Raw genomic sequence first — 25407 nt, forward strand, 5'->3', positions numbered from 1 at the left:
TCCGGAGGTGCTGCACCACATGGACACCACGGACTTCTGGAATCTGATCGACGACGCCCGCGCACAGGTCACCGACCCGACGGACGCCGAGGCCGTCGTCGAGCGGGCCCGTGAACTGCTCGCCGCCCGGCCCGTGGAGGAGATCGTCGCCGCGCAGCAGCTGCTCCGGGACCTGTTGGCCGCTTCCTACCGGGCACCGCTCTGGGCGGCGGCGTACACGATCAACGGAGGCTGTTCCGACGACGGCTTCGACTACTTCCGGGGCTGGCTGACAGCGCAGGGGCGTGAGGTGTTCGAGCGGGTCGTCGCCGATCCGGACACGCTGGCCGAGCTGCCGGTGATCAGGGCCGCGGCGGCGGAGAGGGAGGAGGAGGTGGAGTGCGAGCGGATGCTCGCGGTGGCCTGGGAGGCGCACCGGGCGGCGACCGGCGAGAACCTGCCCGGAGGCTCGTTCTCGATCAGATACCCCGCGCTGGACCCGGAGTGGGACTTCGACTTCGACGACGCAGAGCGGGTGGCGCTGCGGCTGCCGAAGCTGGCCGCACTGTACGCGTGAGAGGCGGGGCGCGGGGGGGGGGGGCCGGGCGGCCCCCCCCCCCCCCCGCGGCACCGTGGCCGGCTCGTCCTCGCCGAAACCCCCGTCCGCCTGCCCGAACCCGTCGCGCTCCTCCTGGCCGAACTCGCCGCCCAGTCGCCGCCCTCCGGCTGGGCGACGAACTCACCGCGCCACTGGCTCTTCCCCGGCACCCACCCCGGCCAGCACGTCTCCTCCGCCGCCCTCGCCCAGCGCCTGGCCGCCCACCACATCCCCATCCGGCCAGCCCGCACCACCGCACCGGTCCAGCTCGCCGAGGACCTGCCGCCGGCCGTCCTAGCACCCCTGCTCCGTCCCCACGCCGTCACCGCCGAGTACTGGCGGCACCGCGCGGCCACCGACTGGACCGCCTACCTCGAAGCCCGTATGTCCACCCGGGACGGTGGAGCACCGGTGCTGGTTGTCGTCAACCGCGAGGCCCCACCAACCATCGGGTGATGGGCCGTCATCACCGACACTCGATCAGGGCTTCAGAGTGGTGGCTCGTCGGACCACAGGTGTGTCGTCGGCAGGAGCGGTGGCGGGGGGCTTCTGTGCAGCAGGATGGCCAGGGCCTCCTCAACGCGGCCGAGGTCGAAGAGGTAGCCAGCGAGGTCGTGGCTGTTCCTGTGGTCGTGCTGCTGGAGGACGGAAACGGCTTCCTCGGTGCGCCCGGCATCGGCAAGGAGGCGGGCGATGTGCTCCGCCGCGTACCAGGTGGCGCCTTCGGGGTGGGCACGGGCCTGTTCAACCGCCTCGTCGACCCCACTGCAGGCGGCGATCAACGGCAACCGCATCCAGTACAACTCCCACTCGTCCTCACCCCCGCGCTGGACGTCGAGGGCGTCGAGGTGGGCCAGGCCGTCGGCGGGGCGGCCCTGGTCGAGGCACAGCTCGGACAAGGCGTGGAGAATCCAGTTGTCGCCAGGATGGACGTCGGCCTGGGCGCGCATCACAGCGATCGCCTCTCCGCCCCGTCCGTGTCGGGCCAAGAGCTGCGCGAGTTCGTAGGCCGAGTTCGGGTTCCGGGCCGCGGGGCCGTCGGCGTGCCCGTATACGGCGATCGCGCCCTCCACATCGTCACCCTTCTCCAGCAGCTCCGCCAGCTGCTGTACGGCCTCCTCATGTCCGTCCAGCGCGGCGTAGGCGCGCAGTTCCTCGATTCGGTCGTGCCGGGCCAACAGTTCGGCAAGTTGGTCTCGGCTGTTGATTGAGGTGATCTGTCGGCGGCGGAGCAGAGCGACGGCCTCATCGATGTAGCCCTGGCGCTCGCGGATCGTCGCGAGCAGGCCGAGCGCCATGTCGGAATCGAGGCCGCGGCAGCACCACGGGCCGTCGCAGCAGTGGTCGGCCCGGATCCGGCCGGCGAGCAGCGTGGCCGCCTCCTCGTCGCGGCCGGCAACAGAGGCGACGTCGACGAGGGCGGTGGCGAGCACCCAGTCGTCGACGTGCGGCACGAGCAGATCGAACGCCTCCTCGGCGCGGCCGTGCCGGGCGAGCAGCCTCGCGTAGGCCTCCAAAGCCATCGGGTGCCCGACTTCCATGCGGGTCCGGGTGATTTCGATCGCCTCGTCGATGCGGTCCCAGACCTCCAGCAACTCCGCCGCGGCAACAACAGCCGTCCACCAGCCCGTCGCCACGTACGGGGCGAGCGCCTCCAACGCGTCGGCCTCTCGGCCCTGATGACCCAGCACCCGAGCCCACGCCAGCGCGCAGAACCACTCCCCGCGTCCGGCCTGCAACTCCACCACGTCGGCATGGCCTCGTTCGAGCAGCCGCGAGACCAGCTCCGGCGGGATGCAGCCGGACCGTGTCCGGGCCCGGTAATCAAGATCAGTAGCGTCCACGGCCAAGTACCTTAGCGCTCGCCCCTGACACCAGGCAGACACCATCAACAGCTTCGACTACAGCACAGTTGGAATGACGCTCCCCGCCACTCGGGGCCTCGAAGTGGACGGCAGAGCGGCGTGAGCAGTACGCAATCGACCTCGACGCCGACAGGTCGCTGGTCGCTGTCACCGCGAAGACGAACCGGTCCAAGGCAGACCGGGACCCGGCTGAATGGCTCCCGTCGGCCGCGTCCGCACAGTGCACCTACGCCTCCGACCGGGTAGCCACGAAGCTGCGGTGGAAGCTGACCGCGGACGACAAGGAGCGGGCCGCGCTGGAGAAGCTGGCCGCGGGCTGCAAGGACACGGTCGTGAAGTACGAGGTCGCACCGTAGCCACTCGCGGGCCCGCACTGGCCCGGTAGGTTCTGCTTGCCGGGCCACCTGCGGGCCGGCCGCATCACCAGCCGCACCAAGGCACTGGTGCTGATCAACCCGAACAATCCCACCGGCGCGGTCTACTCCGAACAGACCGTCCGCGGCTTCGCCGACCTCGCCACCCGGCACGACCTCGTCCTGCTGTGCGACGAGATCTACGAGAAGATCCTCTACGACGGCGCACGCCACCACCACGCCGCGGCCTTCGCCCACGACAGCCTCTGCCTGACCTTCAGCGGCCTTTCCAAGGCATACCGCATCGCCGGGTTCCGCTCCGGCTGGGTCGTGGTCGGCGGCACCCGCGACCGCGCTACCGCGCGTAGTCGACCTACGCATGGACGAGTGGCGGACGCTTCCCTCTGCACTGGGAGTGGAAGTCCAGCCGGTGCCACCTTGGGACGTCGTCGTGGCCGGGACCGTCAGGACTACGAGGAATTCACGAGCACTCCCCCAGGCATCTCACTCGATTCCATCGTCTCTACGCTTGAATCGAGCGTCATAGTCCGGCACTGTACTTGAAGCAAGCGTGATACCTGCAGATCGTGTAGGGGCGAGAGGTTCATGGACGAGACTGACCGGGCCATCCTGCGGGAGCTGCAGGTCGACGGCCGGATCCCGTACGCCGATCTGGGGCCGAAGGTGGGGTTGTCACCCTCCGCCGCGAGACTCCGGTTGCAGCGGCTGATCGACACCAAGGCGGTCCAGGTCGTGGGAGTGACCGACCCGATGACCATGGGCCAGCAGACGATGGCGCTTTTGGGCTTGCGTATCGACGGCGATCCCCGGGCGGTCGCCGATGAGCTGTCCAGGCATGACGAAGTGGTGTACACGGTCCTGACCGCCGGCGGCTTCGACCTGTTCGCGGAGGTGGTGTGCGGTCGGCCTCGGGATCTTCTGGACTTCATCAACGACGTCGTGCGGCCCGTCGAGGGGGTCGCATCCGTGGAGAACTTCCCCTACTTCGGGATCCACACGCATCGCTTCTTGTGGCATGTCGACTGACGCGTCCGAGCGTCTCAGCCCTGTTTGCCCGCACCAGCCGAGGAACCGCATGCTGCCCGACAAGTACCGTACGGTCGACTTCTTCGCCGAGGACGCCCTTCCGGCACCCCGCGTGGCGGGGGCCGAGGCGGAGCTGATCGCTGCCGAACATCTCGGCATCACTGCTCACGCGGAAGCACTGGGCAGTCAGCAGGACGCCAACTTCCTGCTGCACAGCGACGACGGGACGCCCGCGGCGGTTCTGAAGATCGCCAACCCTGCCTTCGGCGCCGCGGAGATCGACGCCCAGGACGTGGCAGCCGACCTGATCGCCTCGGCCTGCCCGGAACTGCGCATCGCCACGGTCCTGCGCCGCCCCGACGGCTCCCCGCGTCGCACGACGGTAGACACCGAGACCGGTCCGGCCGTCGCGCGCCTGCTGCGCTACCTGCCCGGCGGCACGCTCTCAGGGCCCCGACACCTGTCACCAACCACGGTGGCGGCCATGGGCACGATGGTCGCAAAGGTGAGCACTGCCCTGCGCGGCTTCCGGCACCCGGGCCTCGACCGCGTGCTCCAGTGGGACCCGCAGCACGCCGATCGCGTCGTCGCCAAGCTTGCCAGGCACATCGACGAGCCCGAGCGGCGTGCCGCCGTCCAGAACTCGACCGCCGAGGCCTGGGCACACGTCCAGAAGCTCGCCGCCGCACTGCCGTTGCAGGCCGTGCACCTGGATCTGACCGACGACAATCTGATCCGCTGTCCCGACAACCGGCCGCCCATGCCTGACGGGGTCATCGACTTCGGTGACGTGACCACGAGCTGGGCGGTCGGCGAACTCGCCGTGTCGCTGTCCTCGCTGCTCCACCACGACGGAATCGAGCCGCACCACCTGCTTCCGGCCGTCCGCGCCTTCCATGCCGTTCGGCCGCTCTCCCGAGAGGAGGCGGAGGCGTTGTGGCCGCTGGTGATCCTGCGCGCCGCCGTCCTGGTGGCCAGTGGGCGCCAGCAGGCCGCCGTCGACGAGGACAATGCCTACGCCAAGGCCGCACTCGACCGTGAATGGCGCATGTTCGAACAGGCCACCTCGCTCCCCATGCCGGTGATGATCCGTCTCGTCAGGGATGCGATCGGCATGGCCGACGTGCCTGCCCGGACCGCACAGACCGACACACAGGTGCGCCGTCTCCTACGAGACCTCGCAGCCGACGACATCGCCCTCCTCGACCTGTCCACCGACGCCGAGTGCATGGACCACGGAGCCTGGAGCGAGGCCGGCAGTGAGGACCACCTGGCGGCCGCCGCGCTCGCGGAAGGAATGGCTGCAGCCGCCACCCGTTACGCCCGTGCGCGTCTCACTCGGACGCAGGTGCTGTCGGCAGTGTCGACCTCCACGGTGCCCACTGGAATCGACCTCTGGCTCGGCCGGGATGCCGTGCTCCAGGCGCCCGCCGCGGGCAGGGTCCTCGGCGCGACACCGGGCCACATAGAGCTCACCTACGGCGCACAAGTGCTGTCGTTGTCCTTCGCCCACCCGGTCCAGCCCGTGTCCGGCACCGGTGCGACGGTGCAGGCGGGCGAGGACATCGCCCGCCTCAGCTCCGGCGCCATCGTCCACGTGGCGCTGCGCGACGCCGACGGCCCCACCGTTCCGCGCCTGGTCCGGCCCGAGTACGCAGCCGGCTGGCTCGCTCTCACCGCCGACCCCGCCCCCCTCCTCGGCCTTGCGGCCGGCTCCGATTGTGCGCGTGAGAGGGACCTGCTGGACCGGCGCGACGCCGCGTTCGCCACCGTGCAGGGGCACTACTACGCCAACCCTCCTCGTATCGAGCGTGGTTGGCGCCATCATCTGCTGTCCACCGAGGGCCGCTCGTACCTGGATATCGTCAACAACGTCACCCCGTTGGGCCACGCCCACCCCCGTGTCGAGGAGGCGGTTTCCCGGCAGCTGCGGCGGCTCAACACCAACTCGCGATTCCACTACGCCTCGGTGGTGGAATTCACCGAACGCCTCGCTGGACTGCTTCCCGAGCCTTTGGACACGGTGTTCCTCGTCAACTCCGGTTCCGAGGCGGTGGATCTGAGCCTACGGCTGGCCATAGGGGCCTCAGGGCAGCACGACGTCGTCGCACTGCGCGAGGCGTACCACGGCTGGACCTACGCCTCCGACGCTGTCTCCACCTCGCTGCAGGACAACCCGAACGCCCTCGCCACCCGCCCGAGCTGGGTGCACACTGTGGACTCTCCTAATTCCTACCGAGGCCGGCACCGCGGGACGGACGCCGTGCGCTACGGGCCCGAGGCCGTCGCGATGATCGACGAACTGGCCGCTTCCGGCCGCCCGGCGGGAGCGTTCGTCGGCGAGACCTACTACGGCAACGCCGGAGGCGTCGCCCTTCCCGACGGCTACCTTGCCCAGGTGTACGCGGCGGTGCGTCGCCATGGCGGGCTTGCCGTCGCCGACGAGGTCCAAGTCGGCTACGGCCGCCTGGGGCACTGGTTCTGGGGCTTCGAGCAGCAGGGGGTCGTGCCCGACATCGTCTGTGTCGCCAAGGCCATGGGCAACGGACATCCTCTCGGTGCCGTCATCACCTCCAAGGAGGTCGCCGACCGGTACCGCGAGCAGGGCTATTTCTTTTCCTCCACTGGTGGCAGCCCGGTCTCCAGCATCGTCGGCCTCACTGTCCTGGACACCCTGCGCGACGAGGATCTCCAGGGCAACGCGGTGCGCGTCGGCAGCCATCTGAAACGCCGACTCGCGGCACTGGCCGACCGCCACGGCATCATCGGTGCCGTCCACGGCTCGGGCCTCTACCTCGGCCTCGAACTCGTCCGGGACCACACCACCCTGGAGCCCGCCGCCGAAGAGACCGCCGAACTCTGCGACCGCATGCTCGACCTCGGCGTCATCGTCCAGCCCACCGGCGACCACCTCAACATCCTCAAAATCAAGCCGCCACTGTGCATCGACTCCACCGCGGCGGACTTCTTCGCCGACATGCTCGACCTGGCCCTCAGCCAACTCGGCCACGGCCACACCGGGTGACACCTGGTCTCGGCGTCAGCGCCGCGCGATTCGGCGCCGAGGTGATGCTCGGTCGGCAGTGGCCTCGCCTGGCGCTCCATCGGACGCGACCACAGTCAGGGCCGCCGGGGACCTGCGGCTGCGGGCCCTCGACCGCCTGGGCCTCCGCTTCGGTCCCACTCGAGGCGGAGGGCGGGGCGAGGGCAAACACCAAATGGTGCCCGGCTGGCCGTACTCGGTGGTGGCCGCGCTGGAGACCGGCCGCACGTCCTGGACGGCGGCGCTGGACGCGCTCCGCCTGGAGCCCGGCGCCGACGTCGCTGCGGTGACCACCGCGCAGATCCGCGAGGTCGTCGAGCGGTTGGTCGCCGCCGGCCAGTGGCAGCCAGGCGACCCGAAGGTCCTGGTCGTGCTGGATGTCGGATACGACGCCCGCGCATCGCCCACCTCCTGGCTGGCCTGCCAGTCGAGATCCTTGGTCGGCTCCGTTCAGATCGGGTGATGCGGCGTCCGGTCCCCTCTCGCAGGGAGTTCAGCCTGGCCAACCCCGAGGGCGGCCGGCCGCCCAAGCACGGCGGCAAGTTCGTCTTCGATGACCCCGCCACGTGGGGTGTCGAGCAGGTGGTGACGGCCGCGGACCCCCGGCTCTGCGGGACCAGTGCCGCGCTGACGGCCGCGGCCGTCACCTTGGCGATACCGCGGCGGACGGCCTCGCGTTCGTCCCGGTGACCCCCTGGCCCTGCGGTCGGGGAACAAGCCGGGCTGCGCGCGAGGCCGGGGAGACCTTCAGGTCAGCGGGTGGTGAATCCGCCGTCGATCGCCAGGGCCGCGCCGGTTATGAACGAGGCTTCATCGCTCAGCAGGAACGCCACGAGCGGGGCGATTTCCTCGGGCCGGGCAATGCGGTTCACCGGGTGCATCGCTGAGATCTGCGCGACGGCCTCGTCGCTGGTCATCATGGAACCGCGGGACAGCGGCGTGTCGACACCGCCGGTGGTGATGGCGTTGATCCGCACGCCCTGCTCGGCGACTTCGAGCGCGGTGGCCCGGGTCAGGCCCACGACCGCATGCTTGGCGGCGACGTACGGGGCAACGCCGGGCAGCGCGACAACGCCCATGTTGGAGGCGTTGTTGACGATCGCACCACGGGTCTTGAGGACCTCCGGGATCTGGTGCTTGAGGCAGTTGAAGACGCTGGTGACGTTCTGCGCGATCTCGGCGTTCCACGCGGCACCGTCGATGCTGGACACCGGGCCGGAGGCGTTGACGCCGCCGGCATTGTTGAACGCCCCGTCCAGGCGGCCGAACTCGGAGAGCGCCGCCGCGACCAGGGCGGCGGCGTCGGCCTCGACGGAGACGTCCGCGGGAACGAAGAGCGCCCGACCACTCGTAGCACGGATGCTCTCGGCGGCCTCCTCACCGACGTCCTTGCGGCGGGCGCCGATGACGACGGCGGCGCCTTCCGAGGCGAGCCGCTGGGCGACCGCGAGACCGATGCCGGAGGAGCCGCCGGTGACGACGAAAACCTTGGAGTCCAGACGGGAAGACATGGAGAAGCCTTTCGAAAAGAAGTGGTTCTGGGTGGTCGGCCGGGCCCGGCATCTGATCACCTCCATCAGACTGCGGCAGGGTGGAAGTCGGTGCTGGCGGGTATCGGACCTCGCGTTGCCAGCGGAACCCGGCGGCTCGCGGCCCTCACGCCGGTGCGGCCGGACCAAGATGCTGCCCCATTCCTCCTGCGCAGCCGGCCGACTGCGACACCCCCGTCGCCGCCGCCATTGACCTGGTCGACCAGTGGGTCGCGTTCTTCGGCGTCTCCTCGAGCGTCTTGACGGTCACCGCCCGACATCGGCATCGGTGATCTTCCGCGGCACGCCTGGACGCGGGTCGTCACACAAGCCGTCCGGGCCCCGTTCGAGGAAACGGCATCGCCAGGTGCGGACCGTGTCCGGAGCAGTCCGCAGCCGGCGAGACACCTCCATGATCGAGTGGCCCTCAGCGCACTCCAGCACGATCCGCGACCGCTGGGCGAGCGCCTGGGCCGTCGTCCGCCGCCGCACCCAGCCCTCCAGAACAGCCCGTTGGGCAGCAGTCACCGGCGGAATCTTCGGGCCCGGACGACTCATACCTATCCAATGACGAATCTCCGGCTCAGGTCACTGGACGAGGGCGCCGGGCACTTCGACGCCGACGTGGTCCTGGACTCCGCGCACGGTGCTGTCGGAGCCCTGGCCGGGCACCTCGGCACCGTGCGGATCTGCCGGGCCCGCCCGCTGCCCTTCTTCGCCGGGCACACACCCGACCCCGTCCCCAGGCCCCAGGCCGAGCAGACCGCCCGCAGACTCCTGGAGCAGGAGCCCGGGCCGACGCCGCTGGCGATGACGGACGGCGACGGCGACCGGCTCGTCCTGGTTACCCGGCGCTCCGGCATCGGCAGCCCCGAACAGGCCGCCACCCTGATGTACGCGGGCTTGCCGGTCGACCGGCTGATCACCACGGCGGTCGCGCCCCGGATGGCGGTGCGGGCGGCCAAACGGGCCCGGCCCGGACTCAGGGTCACGGAGACTGCGGTCGGGTTCAAGCACATCGTCACCACCTGGCAGAGCGACCTGAAGCCCGCGCTCGGCCTGGAACCAACGGCGCCCTCGTCCACGTCAACGGCGCGCGCGGCTACTTCGAGCGCGACAGCCTCGCCGCTCTGACCACGGTCCTCCGCACTTTCCCGACACTGGAAGCTCTCGACGACGCGGTCGCCGATGTGCGGCGGGCGCACCCGCACACGCAGCTCGTACACACCGTGCCGCAATCACTGACCGCGGTACTGCAGCGACTGCCGAAGCTGCTCCCGGACTGGCGAGCCGACCACTCCGGCGATCCGGTCATCTACGACGACGGCGCGCACGGCCGGATCGCCGTGCGCGCCTCGGGAACCGAACCCGCAACCCGCCTTTACATCGAGGCGCCGGTCCTCGTCGTCGAACGCCTCACCCAGGCCCTGGGGGCCCGGGGTTCAACCTGTCTGCTTGAGCAGGCCTGCCGCAACGAGCCCGGCCAGTCCCAAGTCCGCGTCGGTGTACTGACCTCCGAGAAGATGAGCCACGTACTCGTCCTGAGGCAGGGTCACCGGCTCGACGAACTCCTCCGCGTCCGGGGTGGGTTCGGCGACCTTGCGGCAGTCCCGGGCCAGCACCGCGTACCGGACGTGGGTGGCGTAGGACGCCAGGTAGGTCCGCATGACGACCTCGGCCGACCCCGCCTGGAAGCCGGTCTCCTCCAGCAGCTCACGGATCGCAGCGGCCACCACGTTCTCCTCGGGCCCGACGAGGCCCCCGGGGAGCTCGGCCAGTACCTTGCCCGGCCCGGGCCGGTACTGGCGGACGAGAATGCCCCGGCCGTCTTCCGTGAAGGCCACCAGGGCCACGGTCCGCGGGCCCTTGAGGATGTCCCAGTCCGAGTCCTTGCCGTCGGGCTGCGTGTAGGTGCGGCAGTGCACCTTCAGGTAGCCGGCGGGCTCTGGACGCTCGCTCTTCAGCACCCAGGTCAACACATCACGCTCTTCGCTCACGGCTTACACCGTATCCAACTCGCAGTACGACAAATGGTTTTCGAGTGTGTGGCTACGCGCGCCCGTGAAGGGTGCCAACCAAGCCGCGGAGCGGCGTGGCGCCCCTTGGACGGTGTCCTATGCGGTGAGGCGGACGAGTCGCTTGTAGCAGTAGAGGGCGGCGGCGAGGCCGAGGAAGGCCAGGTAGTTGCGGAGGTGGCGTTCGTACACCAGCTCGTAAGAAGCCGTTGCCGTTCCGCGAAGTTCGCCTGGGCATCGAACTGGGGTTCCCTATTGCGTGATCTTCCCGGGGAGGAGCATGAGGGCAGGGCCTCCTGACCTAACGGAAGCGCGAGTAGGGATTCGGCGCCAAAGCCGCAGCGCGGACTGGGCGTAGCGTCGTACCCGGGTCAGCTCCAATCGGTCTGGTAGCCAGGAGGGCGCAAAAGACTCAGAAGTTCGTCGTCCGTCGGGCGGTGCGTGTGGGCGAGGACGTCGCGGAGAAGGCTCACGTCCACAGGACCGTCGTAGCCTCGTACGGTGATCAGGCGGCTTCCCACATCCTGGTACAGGGCGAGTGCCGGGTCGCTGTTGTCGGTGTCGTGCGTGACCACTTGGCGCAGACCGTGGCCGAGACCCGTGCAGGTCACAATATTCGTGGCGCCGCAGCTCACGACGTCCGGCGGTTCCGAGCCGTCTTCCTCCTTTCGATGCATGGTGTACTCGATCATCGGGCCTTGGTGCCCGACCTCAGGTCCCTTACGGAAGGTCACCTTGAAGCTGCCTGTGTTTGCCCAGGCCATCGCATCTGTCTCGTGCCGGACGGCGTCCGGGACCAGCAGAGTTTCGTTGGCCCAGGGCAGAGAGCGGGCGAGGTCGTGGAGGTCCCGCCGGTCTTTCGCTTGTCGGAATTCGGACGCAAGCCACTGGCAGGTCCCCCAGCATGCCGCGAGCACGACGAGGAGGGTTACGGCCGAGCGACGGGTGCGGGTGGACACGGCACAAGGATGCCAAGCAAGCGTGAGCAGCTTGGGGTCGGGTGCCGGCAGCAGCGCCGCCCGCTGCTTTCCGCCCGGAGGTCGGCCATGACGGGCCAGTCCCCATTACCGAGCCGTCGTCCTCAGAAGCCTTGTTCAATCGAGTAGTTCGCCTGGCATCAGAACAAGGTTTCCGACCGGGTGGTTTCCCGGTGGCCGGGCATGAAGGCAGGCCTCCTGCATAACTCGTGGGTGTCGAATCCATCCGAGCAACAGGAGGCCCCGTTGTCGCAGTCTTCCGTGCCGATGTCCGGGCACTCCAACTCGGTCGCCCGGGAGTGTGACTGTCTGGCTCACCGGTTCGGGAACTTGGTCGGTCTGGCGTCGGCCCGGAGGCCGTGGTGGTCCTGCGCGCGGAGACGGCGGCCGGCCCGGAGTTGTCTGTCCGCCTGTTCGAGGGGACCGCCGTCTTCACCGCGGGCGCCGACGTTCCGCTGGACGAGCTGCTCGCCGCCCACGACAACTGGCCGATGGTGCTCGCGTCCCAGCCCGAGGTACAGCGCATAGGCGGCACACGACAGCCGGTCCGCACAGCGGCGATCCGCCAACTCGTCCTCCAGCCCCCGCCCCGGTGGTCGCCCGGATACTCGGCTACAACGACGAAATCACAGCCCGGCTCGCCGAAGAGGCCGGAGGAACCTGGCGTCACTATGCCCCTGGTGACCACTCACAATGACCACGAGCAGCAGCTGACGAATATGCGACTCAGAAATTCGCGAGGCCGGTAGTTCAACCGGCTGATCGCCGACCACCCGGCACTGTGAGCACTGTGCCGTCATGGTCGAGGCGTGAGGTCGTCGGAGCGCCCGGCCTCGATTCGGGACCACTGGGGGATGGGGCGCCCGTTACTCCGCAGGCCGACGTGGTCGGCGGGTGTGCCCCGGCCACGCGGCCAGCCGGGGGGCGAGTCCTCCCACCGCTCCTGGCGTCCGTACACAGTGAGGTCCATGAGTGCGTAGCTGTAGTCCATCGCCTCCACGCCGCGCAGCGTCGTCCAGTACGTCTCGTAGACGCGGTCGCCGTCGCGCAGATAGCAGACCAGGTGCATCATGCCGACGTGGCGTCCGACCAGGAGCTCGTCTTGCGACGGGAGGGCCGAGTACCACGGCACCTCCCAGCCCATGAATTCCTGGTAGCGGCGGCTTTCCTCGTACGGGCCCTGGCAGAAGACCGCGTAGGTGATGTCGCGGGAGTGCAGGTAGGACAGCTCCTGGACCTGGGTGGTGACCCAGGTGCAGCCTTCGCACTGCCCGGCCGCGTCGTGGCCGTCGTGCCACATGAGGTAGTAGGCGATGAGCTGTCGGCGCCCTTCGAACGCGTCGAGCAGGGCGACTGGTCCGTCCGGCCCAGTCAGTTCGAGGTCGGCGGCCACCTCGACCATGGGCAGCCGGCGCCGGGCCGCGGCGATCGCGTCGCTTTCCCGGGTGTGTGCTTTCTCGCGGGCCCGCAGTTTGTCCAATTCGGCCTGGAAGGCGGCCCGGTCGGCCACCGGCGGCAGCGCCGACGCGCGGTCGGGGTCCACCGTCCTGCTGTCGTGCTCGGTCACGATCGTGTCCAATCGTCGTAAGTCGTCCGTCGTCTTCCGTCAGTCGGAGGCTTCTGGGGTGTCCGGGCCGGGGTGCTCCGCCAGTTCCTTGATGCGCAGCAGGCGCGTCTCCCAGGAGCGGCCGATCCGGTCCAGTTCCCGGGCCAGCACGCCGAGCCGGGCGCCGACGGCGAGGTAGACGACCTCGCGCCCACGCTGCTCGGGCTCGACCAGCCCGACCTCGCGCAGCACCTCCAGGTGCTTGCCGATCGCCTGACGGCTTACCGGCAACACCCTGGCCAGCGCGGACGCCGACATCGGGCCCTTGCCGAGCCGGGTGAGGATCTCCCAGCGCATCGGATCGCCGAGCGCGGCACACACGACGGGGAGGGTGACGGTCACGGCTGCGTCGTCGGGGTCGGCGCGGACTTCTCGACGAACACCTTCGCGGCCTTCAGCTCGGCGAACCACCCCTTGTCGTTGCCCTCGCGCTCCTTCAGCCACGTGGCCGGGTCGTCGGCGAGGCCGGAGAACCCGCTCTCGACGACGCGCAGCGTCACCCCGCCGCCGTCCCGTTCGTCGATCCAGAACTCCACGAGGGTCGAGGGCGTCGACTCATTCCGGAACGGGGTGCCGATCCAGCGGAACGCGGCGTAGCGGGGCTTGTCCAGCGTCACCGTCCGGAACCGGTACTCGCCCAGCCTCGGATGGCGCAACACAGCCACGTCGCCCTCCCAGTGCAGGTCCGGGTCGGCCTCGACGGCACCGTCGTTGACATACCAGCCGGGGCGCGAGATCAGCTCCCAGACCCGCTCGACCGGGGCGTCGATGTCGATCTGCCGGGCGATCCGGTCGAGCTCGGCGAGTTCGGTGTCGGTGGAGGTGGTGTCGTTCATGGCTTCCTTCCCCGGGTGATGCCCACGTAATGATCTGCAACTCAACAGTTGCACATCAGAACCCATAACTGCAACCGGCCGATTGCAGTTGTATCGCTCCGTTGAGCGCCGCCCCACGCTCCACCCCCGAGGCGGGCAAGCGCTCGCCCTGGCGCTCGGTGAGCATGGTCCCGAAGGACCGAACGTGCCGGGTGAGTGCGTCGAGTTCGGAGCAGTGCGTCCGGACAGTCTTGAGATGGAGCTGCTCGGTCTCGGTGAGGGTTTCCGGACGGCGGAGGATCCATCCGGCGACGCTCCGGGGCGAGGGCCGCCGGGCGGTCACTGGCTGCGGTGAGGTGCGCCCTTCGTGCAGGTAGGCGCGAACGCGCTGGTAGCTGCCCTTGCAGCCGATTGGCACGATCTCTTCCCAGAGCTTCCAGGCGTTGGTGCAGCCCTCGTTCCAGCGGTCATCCCGGTGGGGCTTGTAGCCGTCGAGGACGGAGGGCCGGTTCTGCCATTGGCCGGTGAACAGCTCCCCCGGCGTTGCGGCGTCGGCGAACTGCTTGACGGTGCGGTAGGTCATCCCGAGCTGCCGCTGGACCGAGCGCCGACCGTGTCCTACCGCCAGCAGTGCGTGGACGGCGGCATGCCGGGCCCGGGTTCGATCAGCGAATCGGTGCCCGCGCGGCCAAGGAGAACCGGATGCATCCGCGGCCGGAACAGCCTCGGCTCCGGGCTCGGAGACCGTGGGGACCGGAGCGCGACGGCAGCGACGCTCCGCTCGGCGACCTCGCTCAGGTTGTGCCAGAGATGACCGGTCCGCGACCTGGACGGCGTGCGGCGCACCGGCGGTAGCACCCTCAGCGAAGAACGGTGCCCGGTCCCGGCACACGACCTCGACGCCGGGCCGATCGGCGAACCAGGCAGCCAGGCTCGATGCCTCCCGGTCCGGCAGCAGGTCGACAGGGCGGCGGCTTTCGACGTCGACGAGAACGGTGTCGTAGTGGCGGCCCTTGCGGCTGGCGTACTCGTCAACGCCGACCACACGCGGGGCGGGCACTTCCGGCCCGGGAAGGGCGTCGACCGAGCGCAGGACGGTACTCCGGCTGACGGAGACCCCGAGCACGGAGCTCAACCGGGCGCCGGCACGGCCCGCCGAGGAGAGACCGACCGCAGCCGGCATCGCGCGCAACCGCTCGGTCCGCTGACCGTGCCGACGGGTCAGGCCGGGTATCTGCTCGACGAAGGTGCGGCGGGCGCACCCCGAACTCCCGCAGGCGAACCGGCGGACCCTCAGCTGAAGAACACCACTTCGTCCAGCGCTGGGCACATCAGCGGGAAACCGCAGGTAGGAACGAACCATGCATCCGGTTCGACCAGACCCCGGACGCCGGGCAAGCGGCGCCGTTCGCAGTGCATTGCGCGTCGACCCGCACCATCGCGATGCTCGCGTCCACCGACAGCACCGCAACGTCCGCGATCGACGGGCACAACAGCTCCTTCAACCGGAGCACGATCTCTTCCACGGCCCCGAACTGTCACTCCGACCGCCTTGGACGGACACCGCCTGGGTCCGGCGCCGGTCGGCGTGTCCACCTGGGCCGGCTGCACCCTGGTCGATCCGGACCCGCCCGAAGTCGGTGGGGCCTACAGATACAGCTCGAGATCGCGCACGTGGAGTTCGGCGCGGACGACGTACCGGCCCTGGCCCACCGTCGCGGCCGCTACGCCACGGTCTGAATCATCCACTCGCCGGCTCCGGTGCCGATTGACGTCCTTGGCTAATGGCAATAGCCTCTGGGCTATGGTTACTAAAAGGTCGCTGACGCCTGCCGCCGTGGTCGATGTGGCGCTCGGCATCGTGGACGAGCACGGGCCGGACGGCCTCACGCTCGCCGCCGTGGCGCACGGCTGCGGGGTCGCCACGCCGTCGCTCTACAAGCACGTGGCGAGCCTCGGCGAACTGAAGACGCTCGTCGGAGTGCGGGTGCTGGAGGATATGACCGACCGGTTCACGACGACCGTCTTGGGCACCGGTGGCAATGAGGCGGTCACTGGGTTGATGCACGCCTACCGTGCGTACGTCGCCGCGCACCCGAAGCGGTACGCCGCGCTGCCGATGGACCCGCTGCACGACCCGATCCAGGAGGCGGCCGGCGCGAAGCTCGTCGGCGTCATGTACGCCACGCTGCGCGGCTACGGACTCGAGGGCTCGGCGGCCGTGCACGCGACCCGGCGCCTGCGGGTGCTCGTGCACGGCTTCGCGTCCATCGAATCCGCAGGCGGCTTCGGCCTGTCGGAAGACCTCGACGACACCTACGACCAACTCATCCAGATGTATCTCGCCAGCCTGAGGAGCGAATCATGAGGATCCCGCTGTCCGTCGCAGGCATACTGTTCCTGCTCTACCCCGCCCTCCGCCCATGGGAGGACGAGTCCACCACCTCGGGTGCCGCCGCCGCGATGGGCTCCACCGCGTGGATCGTCGCGCACCTGTGCGCGATGATCGGGTTCATCCTGGTCTCGATTGCACTGCTGCCGATCAATCGCGTGGCGGCGATCGTGTTCTGGATCGGCGCCGGCCTGACGCTGCCGTACTACGGCGCCGAGGTCTTCGGCCTGCATGCGATGGCCAACCAGTCGAACGTCCTCGACCTGGCCGAGGACGTGCGCTACAACCCGTTCGCGATGACGATGTTCGGGCTCGGGCTGCTGGCCATGGCGGCGGGCGCGATCCTCGTCGCAGCCCGGATGCGCACGGTGCCGGCGATCCTGTTCGCGGTCGGGTTCGGGCTGTTCCTGCCACAGTTCTTCGGTCCGCCCGCGCTGCGGATCGCGCACGGCGTACTGCTCGCGACCGCCTGCGTGTGGCTGGCCTGGGACGCGAAGCGGATCCAGCCCGCGCCGGTGCCGGCCTGACTTAAGGTCATTGCCTCCTGCATCTGCGGCTCCGACCTGTGGCGCGCCGTTCGTGCGTCGGTACCGGACAGTCGATGAACACCGCGATCAAGGTGTTGCTCAGGCCCTGATTCTGCGCACGGCGAGTGCGCGCGGAGGCCGTTCGGGCATGCGCTGCCGTAGTCCAAGTCGCGCTGAAGAACGGGTGTCATCTACCTCGAAAGGTCGCAGGAGCGTGAAGTTCGCGCCCTTGCTGGAGCATGTCGGCGCTCGCTCGTACGGTGAACCGCAGGTCGTTCTCCAGGGAGTCGACCCTGTTGTCCAGGTCCCGGATCTCGCGAGCAGCCGCGCCCGGTCCCCTCGGCGAAGCCGCGGAGAAGTGCGCCTCCCGGCACCGAGCTTGCCTGCGGCCCGCATTGACACCGCTGGAGGAGCCGCAGCCGGCGCCGGAAGTGACCGGGGTGTCGCCCTGGCCGACCGGCCACCGGTTCGCTGAATGCACTCGCGCCAAGCACGCCACCGTCCACGCGCTCCTGGCCGCCGGCCGTAGCAAGCGGGCCATCGCCCGGCAGCTCGGCATGGGACTCAACACTGTCCTCCGCCACTCCCGCGCCACCGAGCCGGAGCAGCTGTTCACCGGACAGTGGCAAAGCCGCCCCACCAAGCTCGATGCCTTCAAGCCCTACCTCGACCAGCAATGGCAGGAGGGCTGCACCAACGCCTGGAAGCTGTGGGAGGAGTTCAAGAAACAGGGTTACCCGGACGGCTATGGCAACGTTCGCGCCTACGTCAGTCGGAATCTACGTGGGAAGCCCCAGCCGGTCGGCCCCGACCGCCATCCGCTCGCGCCGATACCCGCTGGATCCTGACCCACCCCGAGGCCCTGACCGAGGGAGACCGGCTCCAGCTCGAAGTCGTACTGGCGAACTGCCCCGAACTGGACGCACTCGCAGGGCACGTCCGTTCCTTCGTCCACATGCTTGCTCAGTTGCAAGGTCATCAACTACCGGCATGGATCGAGGCCGCGACCACCGCCGACCTGCCCGGCCATCAGCGATTCGCCCGGCATCTGAAGCGCGACCTCGACGCCGTCACCGCCGGGCTCTCGCAGCCGTGGAACTCCGGGGTCGTCGAGGGCCACGTCAACCGGATCAAGATGCTGAAGCTCCAGATGCTCGGCCGAGCAGGCTTCGAACTCCTCCGCAAGCCTGTCCTGCTATACACGTGACACCCGGGCATAACTCTGGCTCGTCGACGACATAGCCTCGGCCTGTGACCTACAGCCGCAGCCAGACCGAGCAGCCTCGCCCCGCCGCGCTCCCTCCCTTTCAGGCACTGCTGGACAGCACAGACTGGGCGTCGCTCGCCACGGCCTGCGGCACGGGTGAATCCCTGCCGGCGGCGCTGACACTCCTGACCAGCCCTAACCCACTCATCAGGGAGTCCGCTCTCCAGGATGCGCTGGGGCCCGTGACTCACCAGAACAGCATCTACGAGGCCACGGTGCCCGTGGCGCTCTACGTCGCGGCGATCCTCAACCATCCGGCTGTCACGGCTGGCGACTACAGTCAGGACGCCAAGACGCCCCCGAACCGTCCAACTCTCGTGCGGCTGCTCGAGTGGCTCGGCAACACCACCTACGACGCCAACGATGAGTGCGTTGCCATTGACGAACGTCTCTGCGGTGAGGGATTTCTTGATGAGTACGAGGAGATGCGTGCGTTTCGGGACGCGCGCCCGGCATTCTTCTCCGCTGTTCGTGCCCTCCTTGGTCATGACAACGCCGATGTGCGCCACACCGCCCTTGTCGCTGCCATCCCCCTCATGGAGCACCCCCTCCTCGCCCAGCACCAGGCCGCTCTGGCCAGCCACGCCCGACGTCTACTGGCCACCAGCACTGACCGGCACCACCGAGACCGCGTCCTGGACGCGCTGAAGGCCTGGGGTCACGACACCAGCGGCCTGGAGAACGCGTCAGACATTGCAGCCCGTGAGCACTACACCCTCCTCAGAGCCGCACGCGCTTCTTGGGAAGGCGGCTGCAGCGAAGACCCGCCGTTCTGACTAAAGGTCCAAAACGCTCCGAATCATCCACTGATCACCCTGCGTTGTCGCACCACAAGAAGTGGGCCAGAGCCGGACAACGGAGAGCGTTTGTCGGCAGATACGGAGAGCGGCCGCTTCGTCCAGGACGCTCAAATGTTGCCGAGTTCTGAGTGGGCGTTTGACGTTGATTCGTGATGGGTATTTCGACCCGCTTTGCCGTATTCATCGCCAACGTGCACAGCCTGAAATGCTGGAAGCTCCGCACTGGCGGGAATCTTCCGCCCCATTGCCAAACCAGACGGAACCCAGCGCCGAGAAGCGGATTAAACGGACACACAGGTCGGCGCCCGGAAGGCTGTGAAGGCGCACGTAAGGCGTGAATCAGCCCGAAGATCGTTGGCCGCAGGAGCGAATTTGCACCACAATCCATCCCTAAACGCCCCGGGTGTGGCTGAGCGCTGTGGGTGGCCGGTCTGAGCACTCTCGTCGGCGACTGCCCGCTGTCGGCGTCGCTCGCGCTGACCTCGGCCGCCACTGTCGCCGTCGAGCTCGCCCCGACACCCGCCCTCCCGTCTACCGAGCCGCCCACGCCGCCCTGATCCGGGGCCGTGCGGGGCGCGCGGCGTTCCATGTCCGCCGCGGCCGCGGGAAAGGGGAGCTGATCGCTGTATTCGGCGTACCTGTGATCAGTGAAACGCACCCGTTCCATTAGTATGTTCGAGCTCGCAACGATCACATTGGAATATGACAAAGCAGCTGAAAATTGATATCTACGGTAACGCGAATGTTTTCGCGAATAGACGGCAGAACTAGGTTCGCTGCATGGCGTCGACCACGCTTCATGCTGTGGGTCGCGGTGAGTGTGGCGGCCCTCGGATTCCTCATTGCACTGGAGGTCGCCGCGCGTCGGTACGGCGAGCCGGGGCCGATCACCGACCAGGCGCGAGAGGTGATATTCGCTCCCAAATCAGGGACGGTGTTGTACGTCAGTATGGCGTTGATGATGGTGGTGCTCACCTGGCGGCAGCGGTTCATCGCAGCCGGCGCCGCGATCGGCATCGACGTCGTCTTCTGGCTCGTGCGGTGGGCGGTCGACGCCGAGATGATGTACGGCAACGGCGCATTGTGGGTGACTTTGGCCTGTGCCGTCATCGCTGTCACGCGCCGCACCGACCGGGACCGCGTCCTGCTGCTGAAAGGCGTCGGACTGGCCCTGCTGCTGGTGGCCGGCCGCAAGACCGGCTACACCTGGCTGCTGATCACGTCGAAGACCCGCCCGGCGGTGCTCGACCAGTACGTGGCAACCGCCGACCACGCGCTGGGCAACCCGTCGTGGCTGGTAGGCCGGATCGTTGCGGCCACCGGCACGGTCGGCGCCCACGTTCTCGACTGGGTCTACGTTCAGCTCGCGGTGGCCGCGGTCGTCGTCGCGCTGTACCAGCTGCGCAACGTGGCGGTCGAGCGCCGCTTCCCAGGCCATCATCTGGTGCGTACCTTTTTGGTCATCGGCCTGCTCGGGCCGGGCATCTACATGATCTTCCCGGTGGTCGGACCGATCTTCGCCTATGGCGCGGACGGGGGGCACTGGGCGGTGGCCAACCTGTGGCCGGACACGCCGCCGCCGGTCAATACCCCGCACCCGATGCTCTTCGACGAGATCACCCCGCGCAATTGCATGCCCAGTCTGCACACGGCGTGGGCTACCGCGATCTTCCTCCATTCCCGCAAGGGCCCGCGGGTTCTGCGATTCGCAGGCACGTTCTGGCTGGTCGCCACGCTCGGTGCAACGCTGGGCTTCGGCTACCACTACGGCGCGGACATCGTCGCCGGTGTGGTGTTCACGCTCACGATCGAGACGGCGCTGCGCTCGCTCGACCGCGGCTGGGACCGGTCGGGAATCCAGCTGGTCGTCCACGGCGCCGCAGTCTTCGCTGGGCTCTTGACGTCGTATCGCTATCTGTCGGTGGAGATGGCCGGACATCCGTGGGTGTTCGGGCCGCTGCTCATTCTGGCGATGACCTCAGTGGTCTACGGCTACGTACGGACCACCAAACTGTGGGACCGGAAGGCCGCGTCGGCTCATCTGCCGGAACCACGACGCGAACCGCAGCCCGAACTGGTTTGAGTCAGGTTGCAGCGGGTCGTGGGCTGAGCGCCTCCCGGGTGGGGCCAGGAGTGTGGCTGAGCGCTCTGGTCGGCCAGCCGAGCGCTTGCGTCGGCGACTGTCCGCTGTCGGCGTCGCTCGCGCTGCCTTCGGCATCGCCACGGTCGCCGTCGATGGAGGCCCGGACGCATGGGGCATGGGGCTGGTGGTGGGGACCCGTCCGGGTGCTCCTGTTGCCGGCCTGTGTGAGGTCAGCACGCGGCGGGCTCGGTCGCGGCCTGTTTCCGGGCCGGGATCAGGCGGGGGACGGGGCTCGGTTGAGCTGCCCTTGCCGGCGATTCCCCGACCTTGTTCCGGCGCCCCTTCGTCACGCGGCCGGTGAAGGGCTTCATCTCGAAGATGAAGTCCGCCGGCGTCCGCGCCGGGTACTGGTCGCTCGACCAGTACCAGCCGGAAGCCGGTACGGACCATCTCCTGGTCATCGGCGATGAGCACACGGGCGGCCACAGCCGCGGAGGGTGGCGGCGAGCATGAGTTGCTCGCGGGCGGGTGGACAGTGGTCACCGAAACAGCGCGTGCCCCCGATTGGAGCAGCTGTCCAGCCACCGCCAGCCGCCCGAACGTAGCGTGAATCCGTGCGACGCGAGTGAAGGGTGGCGCAGGATGCGGATCGTCGTCGATCTCAACCGCTGTCAGGGCTATGCGCAGTGCGTGTTCTTCGCCCCTGATGTGTTCGAGTTGCACGGTGAGGAGGCGCTTCTGTACAACCCGGCCGTCCCCGAGGACCGGTGGGAGGCCGTTTGGCAGGCGGCGGCAGCGTGTCCGGTGCAGGCGATCCTCGCTGGGGAGGAGGCGAGCAGCCGTGTCCGTTGACCTGCGCGAGGGCCGGATCGTCGTCGTCGGCGCGTCGCTCGCCGGTCTGCGGGCCGCCGAGACGCTCCGCGAGGAGGGCTTCACCGGATCGCTGACTATGGTCGGCGATGAGCCCCACCCGCCGTACGACCGGCCGCCGCTGTCCAAGCAGGTGCTACTGGGCAAGGCGGCGGCCACCGCCGTGGGGCTGCCGATGCGCCGTGACCCGGAGGCGGAGTGGCGGCTCGGGGTACGCGCGACCGGTCTTGACACGGTGGAGAAGCGGGTACTGCTGGCTGACGGAGAGACCCTGCCCTACGACCGGCTGCTGATTGCCACCGGGACCCGGGCCCGGCCGTGGCCGGATACGGAGCAGGGCGCCCTGGAGGGGGTGTTCACCTTGCGGACCATCGACGACGCCGGGCGCCTGGCCGAGCGGCTGGACGCCGGAGCGAGCCGGGTGCTGGTGATCGGCGGCGGATTCACCGGCTCCGAGATCGCCTCCGCCTGTCGGGAGCGCGGCATCGAGGTCACCCTCGCCGAGCGCGGTGCGGCGCCCCTGGTGGGCGCGCTCGGCGGGACGCTGGGCATACTCGCCGACAGGCTGCAGCGCCACCACGGTGTGGACCTGCGCTGCGGGGTGACGGTCACCGCTCTGCGCGGGGACGGCCATGGCCGATTCACCGGCGCGGACCTGTCCGACGGCAGCCAGGTCCAGGCCGACATCGCCGTGGTCGCTCTGGGAGCGGTGCGCAACACCGAATGGCTGGCGGACTCCGGTCTCGCCGCGGGCCCGCGCGGGCTCGCGTGCGACGCGGGATGCCGCGCCTTCAACATGTACGGGATCGTCACCGACGACGTCTTCGTGGCCGGCGATGTGGCCCGCTTCCCACATCCGCTGTACGAATACCAGATGATGTCCCTGGAGCACTGGGGCAACGCGGTGGCGCAAGCGGAGGTGGCGGCCCACAACATGGTCACCCCGGGGCCGCGGCGGCGCCCGCACCTGTCGGTCCCGACCTTTTGGTCGAGCCAGTTCGGGCTCAACATCAAGTCCGTCGGCGTACCCACCTTCTCCGACCATCTGGTCATCGCCCAGGGTTCGCTCGAACAGTGCCGCCTGGTGGCGGTGTACGGCTACCGGGGCCGCATCACGGCCGCGGTCACCATCAACATGGCCAAGTGGCTGGAGTACTACCAGCACCTGATCGAGACGGCCGCCCCGTTCCCGCCCACGCCTGACGCGGCCGACCGCTCGGCGGCGGCGAGCTTCCCGATCCATTCCGACGTGCCCGACCCGCGGGTGCTCTCGCACGGCCCCACCGTCGCCCTCACCGGGCACCTGCCGGACCGCCGGCTGACCAGAGTCTGGCCCACCGGCTGATCCCGCCATCCGTCGACGAGGAGCCCCACGCATGACCACAGAATCCCTGTTGGAACGGATCACCGACTACGCCAGCCGGCCCAACCCCTTCCCGTTGTACCAGGAGTTGCGCGAGGCGGGCGGTGTGGCGCGGCAGACGGACGGCAGCTATCTGGTCGGTACGTACGACGAGATCAACGCGCTGCTGCACAACCCGCGAATCAGCTCCGATCGCCGCAACCTCGCCGTGCCCTACGGCGGTGCCGTGGGGGTGGAGCAGCCGTCCTTCATCCGGTTCGACGACCCCGAGCACCACCGGCTGCGCAGCATCGCGATGCGGCCATTCGGCCCGCCGCACAGCCCCGGCCGGGTCGCCGGCATGCGGGACGAGATCGCCGAGATCACTGAGGAACTGATCGACGCCTTCGGGGACCGCAGGCAGATCGACATCGTGGACGACTTCGCCTACCCGCTCCCCGTCACAGTCATCTGCCGACTGCTGGGCGTGCCGCGCGAGGACGAACCCCGCTTCCACCAGTGGTCTCAGAGCATCATCAGCGGCGTCGACATCAGGGTCGGCGAGGACCCCACCGAGCGCGTCCGGGCGGGCGAGCAGGCCCGGAAGGCGATGGGCAGCTACCTGCTGGACCTCGCCGAGCAGCGCCGCGGCCACCCGGTGGACGACATGCTCTCCGCGTTCGTCAACGAGAAGGACCCGGCCGCCCGCCTCACCCCCGAGGAACTTATGGGCACAGCCGCGATCCTGCTGGTCGCCGGACACGAGACCACCGTCAACCTGATCAGCAATGGTGTGCTGACCCTGCTGCGCCACCCCGACAAGCTGGAACGCCTGCGCCGCGAACCCGACCTGATGCCCCGGGTGGTGGAGGAGCTGCTGCGCTACGAGTCGCCGGTCCAGATGCTGCCGCAGCGCACTCCTCTCGCCGACGTGGAGGTCGCCGGCATCACCATCCCCAAGGGGGCACGCTTGCTGCTGGTGCTGGCCTCCGGCAACCGCGACCCTCAGCGCTTTTGCGCCCCGGACCGGTTCGACCCGGCACGGGAGGACAACCAGCACTTCGGCTTCGGCGGTGGCGTCCACATCTGCTACGGCGCGGCGCTGGCTCGGCTGGAGGCGCAGATCGCGCTGGGCGCCCTGGTCCGCCGCCTCGGCAGCCCCCGCCTGGTCGAGGACCCGCCCCCGTACCGGAGCAGTGCTGTCCTGCGCGGTCCCCGGCATCTTCCCGTGGAACTGTAAGAGGGCGTTGTCACGTCGGCTGAGCGCGTGGAATGATCTTGCGGTTGGTCGTGCCGGGAGGGGGCGTTCGTTTCGTCCGTGCCGCCGTCGCACAAGGGCCACCGGTGCCCGGTGGAGATCACCTCGCACTGCGTGTGGCTGTACTTCCGCTTCCCGCTCAGCTTCCGCGAGGCCGAGGAGCTGATGCTCGAGCGCGGCGTGATCGTCTCCTACGAGACGGTCCGCCGCTGGTGCGGCACGTTCGGACAGACCTACAACAACGTGACAACGCTCTCGAGGGTTTTGTCGCGGATGCAGTCGCGTTCGGACTCGGCCATGGTGGCGAAGAACGCGAACAGGGCGGTGCCGTGACCGGCCGGGTCGTGCTTGCCGGCGAGGGGGCCGGTGAGGGGGCCGGTGAGGAACTCCAGCTCGGTCCCGGTGTCGCGCAGTTCCTCGGCGACCTTGAGGAGTTCGAGGGCGCCGCGTCCGAGCCGCTTCATCGGCATCGTCCACCGAGTATCGTTTCCGCAACTCGGGCTCAGCGAGACCCGGCGAACAAGTGACGGGTCGTTGGTGGTGGCTGGATCTCCCTGACCGTTGTTGCGACAACGGTCTACGACAGTCGGGCCCGGCCCTCCCACTGGAGAACCGGGCCCGAGGTGTGACGGGCAGGCGTCAGCCGACGCTGCGGTCACCCGCCGTCAGAGCTTGCCGGTGATGTGCTGCTCCCACCGGTTCAGCGAGCCCTCTCGGTAACGCAGGCACTTCCAGGTCGCGGGGCCGACGATCCCGTCCCGCGTGGTGTTGCACCAGGACTGCGCCTGAACCGCCTGCACGGCTGCCTTGGTCGCAGGGCCGAACTGGCCGTCCATTGCGCCGCTCCACCCGTTGGGAAGCGAGTAGTCGATCAGGCACTGAATCTCCTTGACCACGTTGCCGCTGGCGCCCTCCTTGACGATCGCCTGCGCCGGTCGGGCGGAGTGCTGCTGGGCAACGTTGACCGCTGCAGTCGCGTAAGGGGCGGAGGCGTGTCGAGCCGGTCGCGCCGGCCAGCACCAATCCGCTGCCAAGGACGGC

Annotated in this window: 26 protein-coding genes and 6 pseudogenes; 19 read left to right on the plus strand and 13 right to left on the minus strand. The window is 69.0% G+C overall.

Annotated features, from left to right (window positions below; translation table 11 throughout):
* The first annotated feature begins 19 nt into the window (after positions 1–19).
* A complete protein-coding gene (locus ACIRP2_RS38290) occupies positions 20–556 on the plus strand; it encodes a DUF4240 domain-containing protein (protein WP_404258389.1) in 537 nt (178 codons plus the stop codon).
* Positions 557–1065: 509 nt separating this feature from the next.
* Here ACIRP2_RS38290 and ACIRP2_RS38295 read toward each other — a convergent pair.
* Positions 1066–2421, minus strand: coding sequence for a hypothetical protein (locus ACIRP2_RS38295; protein ID WP_404258390.1), 1356 nt, complete (start codon positions 2419–2421; stop codon positions 1066–1068).
* A gap of 92 nt (positions 2422–2513) precedes the next feature.
* On the opposite strand from ACIRP2_RS38295, the pseudogene ACIRP2_RS38300 reads away from it, so the two are divergent.
* The 5 genes and pseudogenes from ACIRP2_RS38300 to ACIRP2_RS38320 form a co-directional block, all read left to right on the plus strand.
* A pseudogene (locus ACIRP2_RS38300) lies at positions 2514–2798 on the plus strand (HNH endonuclease); the annotation flags it as partial.
* Positions 2799–2852: 54 nt separating this feature from the next.
* Positions 2853–3152 (plus strand): annotated as a pseudogene (locus tag ACIRP2_RS38305) (aminotransferase class I/II-fold pyridoxal phosphate-dependent enzyme); the annotation flags it as partial.
* A gap of 249 nt (positions 3153–3401) precedes the next feature.
* A complete protein-coding gene (locus ACIRP2_RS38310) occupies positions 3402–3842 on the plus strand; it encodes an Lrp/AsnC family transcriptional regulator (protein ID WP_404258391.1) in 441 nt (146 codons plus the stop codon).
* Positions 3843–3891: 49 nt separating this feature from the next.
* Complete coding sequence (locus ACIRP2_RS38315; protein ID WP_404258392.1) at positions 3892–6867, plus strand: aminotransferase; 2976 nt, start codon at positions 3892–3894, stop codon at positions 6865–6867.
* Between the two features lie 169 nt (positions 6868–7036).
* Positions 7037–7512, plus strand: a pseudogene (locus ACIRP2_RS38320) (transposase); the annotation flags it as partial.
* 125 nt (positions 7513–7637) lie between these two features.
* Here the strand turns inward: ACIRP2_RS38320 and ACIRP2_RS38325 are convergent.
* Positions 7638–8396, minus strand: coding sequence for an SDR family NAD(P)-dependent oxidoreductase (locus ACIRP2_RS38325; protein ID WP_404258393.1), 759 nt, complete (start codon positions 8394–8396; stop codon positions 7638–7640).
* 285 nt (positions 8397–8681) lie between these two features.
* Positions 8682–8972 (minus strand): helix-turn-helix domain-containing protein, encoded by a 291-nt coding sequence (locus tag ACIRP2_RS38330; protein WP_404258394.1) that lies wholly within the window; start codon positions 8970–8972, stop codon positions 8682–8684.
* A gap of 9 nt (positions 8973–8981) precedes the next feature.
* Here ACIRP2_RS38330 and ACIRP2_RS38335 point away from each other — a divergent pair, with 9 nt between their 5' ends.
* Both ACIRP2_RS38335 and ACIRP2_RS38340 read left to right on the plus strand, forming a co-directional pair.
* A complete protein-coding gene (locus ACIRP2_RS38335; protein ID WP_404258395.1) occupies positions 8982–9548 on the plus strand; it encodes a hypothetical protein in 567 nt (188 codons plus the stop codon).
* A gap of 95 nt (positions 9549–9643) precedes the next feature.
* Positions 9644–9802 (plus strand): annotated as a pseudogene (locus tag ACIRP2_RS38340) (hypothetical protein); the annotation flags it as partial.
* 54 nt (positions 9803–9856) lie between these two features.
* Here the strand turns inward: ACIRP2_RS38340 and ACIRP2_RS38345 are convergent.
* The 8 genes and pseudogenes from ACIRP2_RS38345 to ACIRP2_RS38380 form a co-directional block, all read right to left on the minus strand.
* Positions 9857–10411: an NUDIX hydrolase gene (locus ACIRP2_RS38345; protein WP_404258396.1), complete on the minus strand. Its 555-nt coding sequence runs from the start codon at positions 10409–10411 to the stop codon at positions 9857–9859.
* A 117-nt stretch (positions 10412–10528) separates the two neighbouring features.
* Positions 10529–10618, minus strand: a pseudogene (locus ACIRP2_RS38350) (IS5/IS1182 family transposase); the annotation flags it as partial.
* Between the two features lie 182 nt (positions 10619–10800).
* Positions 10801–11388 (minus strand): hypothetical protein, encoded by a 588-nt coding sequence (locus ACIRP2_RS38355; protein ID WP_404258397.1) that lies wholly within the window; start codon positions 11386–11388, stop codon positions 10801–10803.
* Positions 11389–12202: 814 nt separating this feature from the next.
* Positions 12203–12973, minus strand: a complete 771-nt coding sequence (locus ACIRP2_RS38360; RefSeq protein ID WP_404258398.1) for a DUF899 family protein — start codon at positions 12971–12973, stop codon at positions 12203–12205.
* Between the two features lie 39 nt (positions 12974–13012).
* On the minus strand, positions 13013–13354 hold the full coding sequence (locus tag ACIRP2_RS38365) for an ArsR/SmtB family transcription factor (protein WP_404258399.1): 342 nt from the start codon (positions 13352–13354) through the stop codon (positions 13013–13015).
* Positions 13351–13848: an ATPase gene (locus tag ACIRP2_RS38370; protein WP_404258400.1), complete on the minus strand. Its 498-nt coding sequence runs from the start codon at positions 13846–13848 to the stop codon at positions 13351–13353. Before ACIRP2_RS38370 ends, ACIRP2_RS38365 begins: the two co-directional genes overlap by 4 nt.
* Before the next feature lie 55 nt (positions 13849–13903).
* On the minus strand, positions 13904–15190 hold the full coding sequence (locus ACIRP2_RS38375; RefSeq protein WP_404258401.1) for an ISL3 family transposase: 1287 nt from the start codon (positions 15188–15190) through the stop codon (positions 13904–13906).
* Positions 15159–15353, minus strand: coding sequence for a hypothetical protein (locus tag ACIRP2_RS38380; RefSeq protein ID WP_404258402.1), 195 nt, complete (start codon positions 15351–15353; stop codon positions 15159–15161). Before ACIRP2_RS38380 ends, ACIRP2_RS38375 begins: the two co-directional genes overlap by 32 nt.
* A gap of 278 nt (positions 15354–15631) precedes the next feature.
* Between ACIRP2_RS38380 and ACIRP2_RS38385 the strand changes: the two genes are divergently transcribed.
* The 11 genes and pseudogenes from ACIRP2_RS38385 to ACIRP2_RS38435 all read left to right on the plus strand — a co-directional run.
* Positions 15632–16195, plus strand: coding sequence for a TetR/AcrR family transcriptional regulator (locus ACIRP2_RS38385; protein ID WP_404258403.1), 564 nt, complete (start codon positions 15632–15634; stop codon positions 16193–16195).
* Positions 16192–16746 (plus strand): hypothetical protein, encoded by a 555-nt coding sequence (locus ACIRP2_RS38390; RefSeq protein ID WP_404258404.1) that lies wholly within the window; start codon positions 16192–16194, stop codon positions 16744–16746. Before ACIRP2_RS38385 ends, ACIRP2_RS38390 begins: the two co-directional genes overlap by 4 nt.
* A 239-nt stretch (positions 16747–16985) precedes the next feature.
* The gene (locus ACIRP2_RS38395) at positions 16986–17594 is read left to right on the plus strand and encodes a hypothetical protein (RefSeq protein WP_404258423.1); all 609 of its coding nucleotides are present in this window, start codon (positions 16986–16988) and stop codon (positions 17592–17594) included.
* A gap of 14 nt (positions 17595–17608) precedes the next feature.
* Complete coding sequence (locus ACIRP2_RS38400; protein ID WP_404258421.1) at positions 17609–17953, plus strand: transposase; 345 nt, start codon at positions 17609–17611, stop codon at positions 17951–17953.
* Positions 17954–17997: 44 nt separating this feature from the next.
* The gene (locus ACIRP2_RS38405; protein ID WP_404258405.1) at positions 17998–18789 is read left to right on the plus strand and encodes a hypothetical protein; all 792 of its coding nucleotides are present in this window, start codon (positions 17998–18000) and stop codon (positions 18787–18789) included.
* A 766-nt stretch (positions 18790–19555) separates the two neighbouring features.
* A complete protein-coding gene (locus tag ACIRP2_RS38410; RefSeq protein ID WP_404258406.1) occupies positions 19556–20896 on the plus strand; it encodes a phosphatase PAP2 family protein in 1341 nt (446 codons plus the stop codon).
* Positions 20897–21274: 378 nt separating this feature from the next.
* Positions 21275–21409 carry a hypothetical protein gene (locus ACIRP2_RS38415; protein ID WP_404258407.1) on the plus strand — a complete coding sequence of 45 codons (135 nt, stop codon included), beginning with the start codon at positions 21275–21277 and terminating at the stop codon, positions 21407–21409.
* A gap of 129 nt (positions 21410–21538) precedes the next feature.
* Positions 21539–21748 carry a ferredoxin gene (locus tag ACIRP2_RS38420; protein ID WP_404258408.1) on the plus strand — a complete coding sequence of 70 codons (210 nt, stop codon included), beginning with the start codon at positions 21539–21541 and terminating at the stop codon, positions 21746–21748.
* On the plus strand, positions 21738–23111 hold the full coding sequence (locus ACIRP2_RS38425) for an NAD(P)/FAD-dependent oxidoreductase (protein ID WP_404258409.1): 1374 nt from the start codon (positions 21738–21740) through the stop codon (positions 23109–23111). Before ACIRP2_RS38420 ends, ACIRP2_RS38425 begins: the two co-directional genes overlap by 11 nt.
* A 31-nt stretch (positions 23112–23142) precedes the next feature.
* Complete coding sequence (locus ACIRP2_RS38430) at positions 23143–24348, plus strand: cytochrome P450 (RefSeq protein ID WP_404258410.1); 1206 nt, start codon at positions 23143–23145, stop codon at positions 24346–24348.
* Positions 24349–24426: 78 nt separating this feature from the next.
* Positions 24427–24603, plus strand: a pseudogene (locus ACIRP2_RS38435) (IS6 family transposase); the annotation flags it as partial.
* On the opposite strand, the gene ACIRP2_RS38440 reads toward ACIRP2_RS38435, so the two are convergent.
* Positions 24600–24830: a recombinase family protein gene (locus ACIRP2_RS38440; RefSeq protein ID WP_404258411.1), complete on the minus strand. Its 231-nt coding sequence runs from the start codon at positions 24828–24830 to the stop codon at positions 24600–24602. The pseudogene ACIRP2_RS38435 and the gene ACIRP2_RS38440 overlap by 4 nt on opposite strands.
* A gap of 201 nt (positions 24831–25031) precedes the next feature.
* Positions 25032–25262: a peptidoglycan-binding protein gene (locus ACIRP2_RS38445; RefSeq protein ID WP_404258412.1), complete on the minus strand. Its 231-nt coding sequence runs from the start codon at positions 25260–25262 to the stop codon at positions 25032–25034.
* Positions 25263–25407 lie beyond the last annotated feature (145 nt).

The organism is Streptomyces sp. NPDC101194, from assembly GCF_044767885.1.
Lineage (GTDB): Bacteria > Actinomycetota > Actinomycetes > Streptomycetales > Streptomycetaceae > Streptomyces.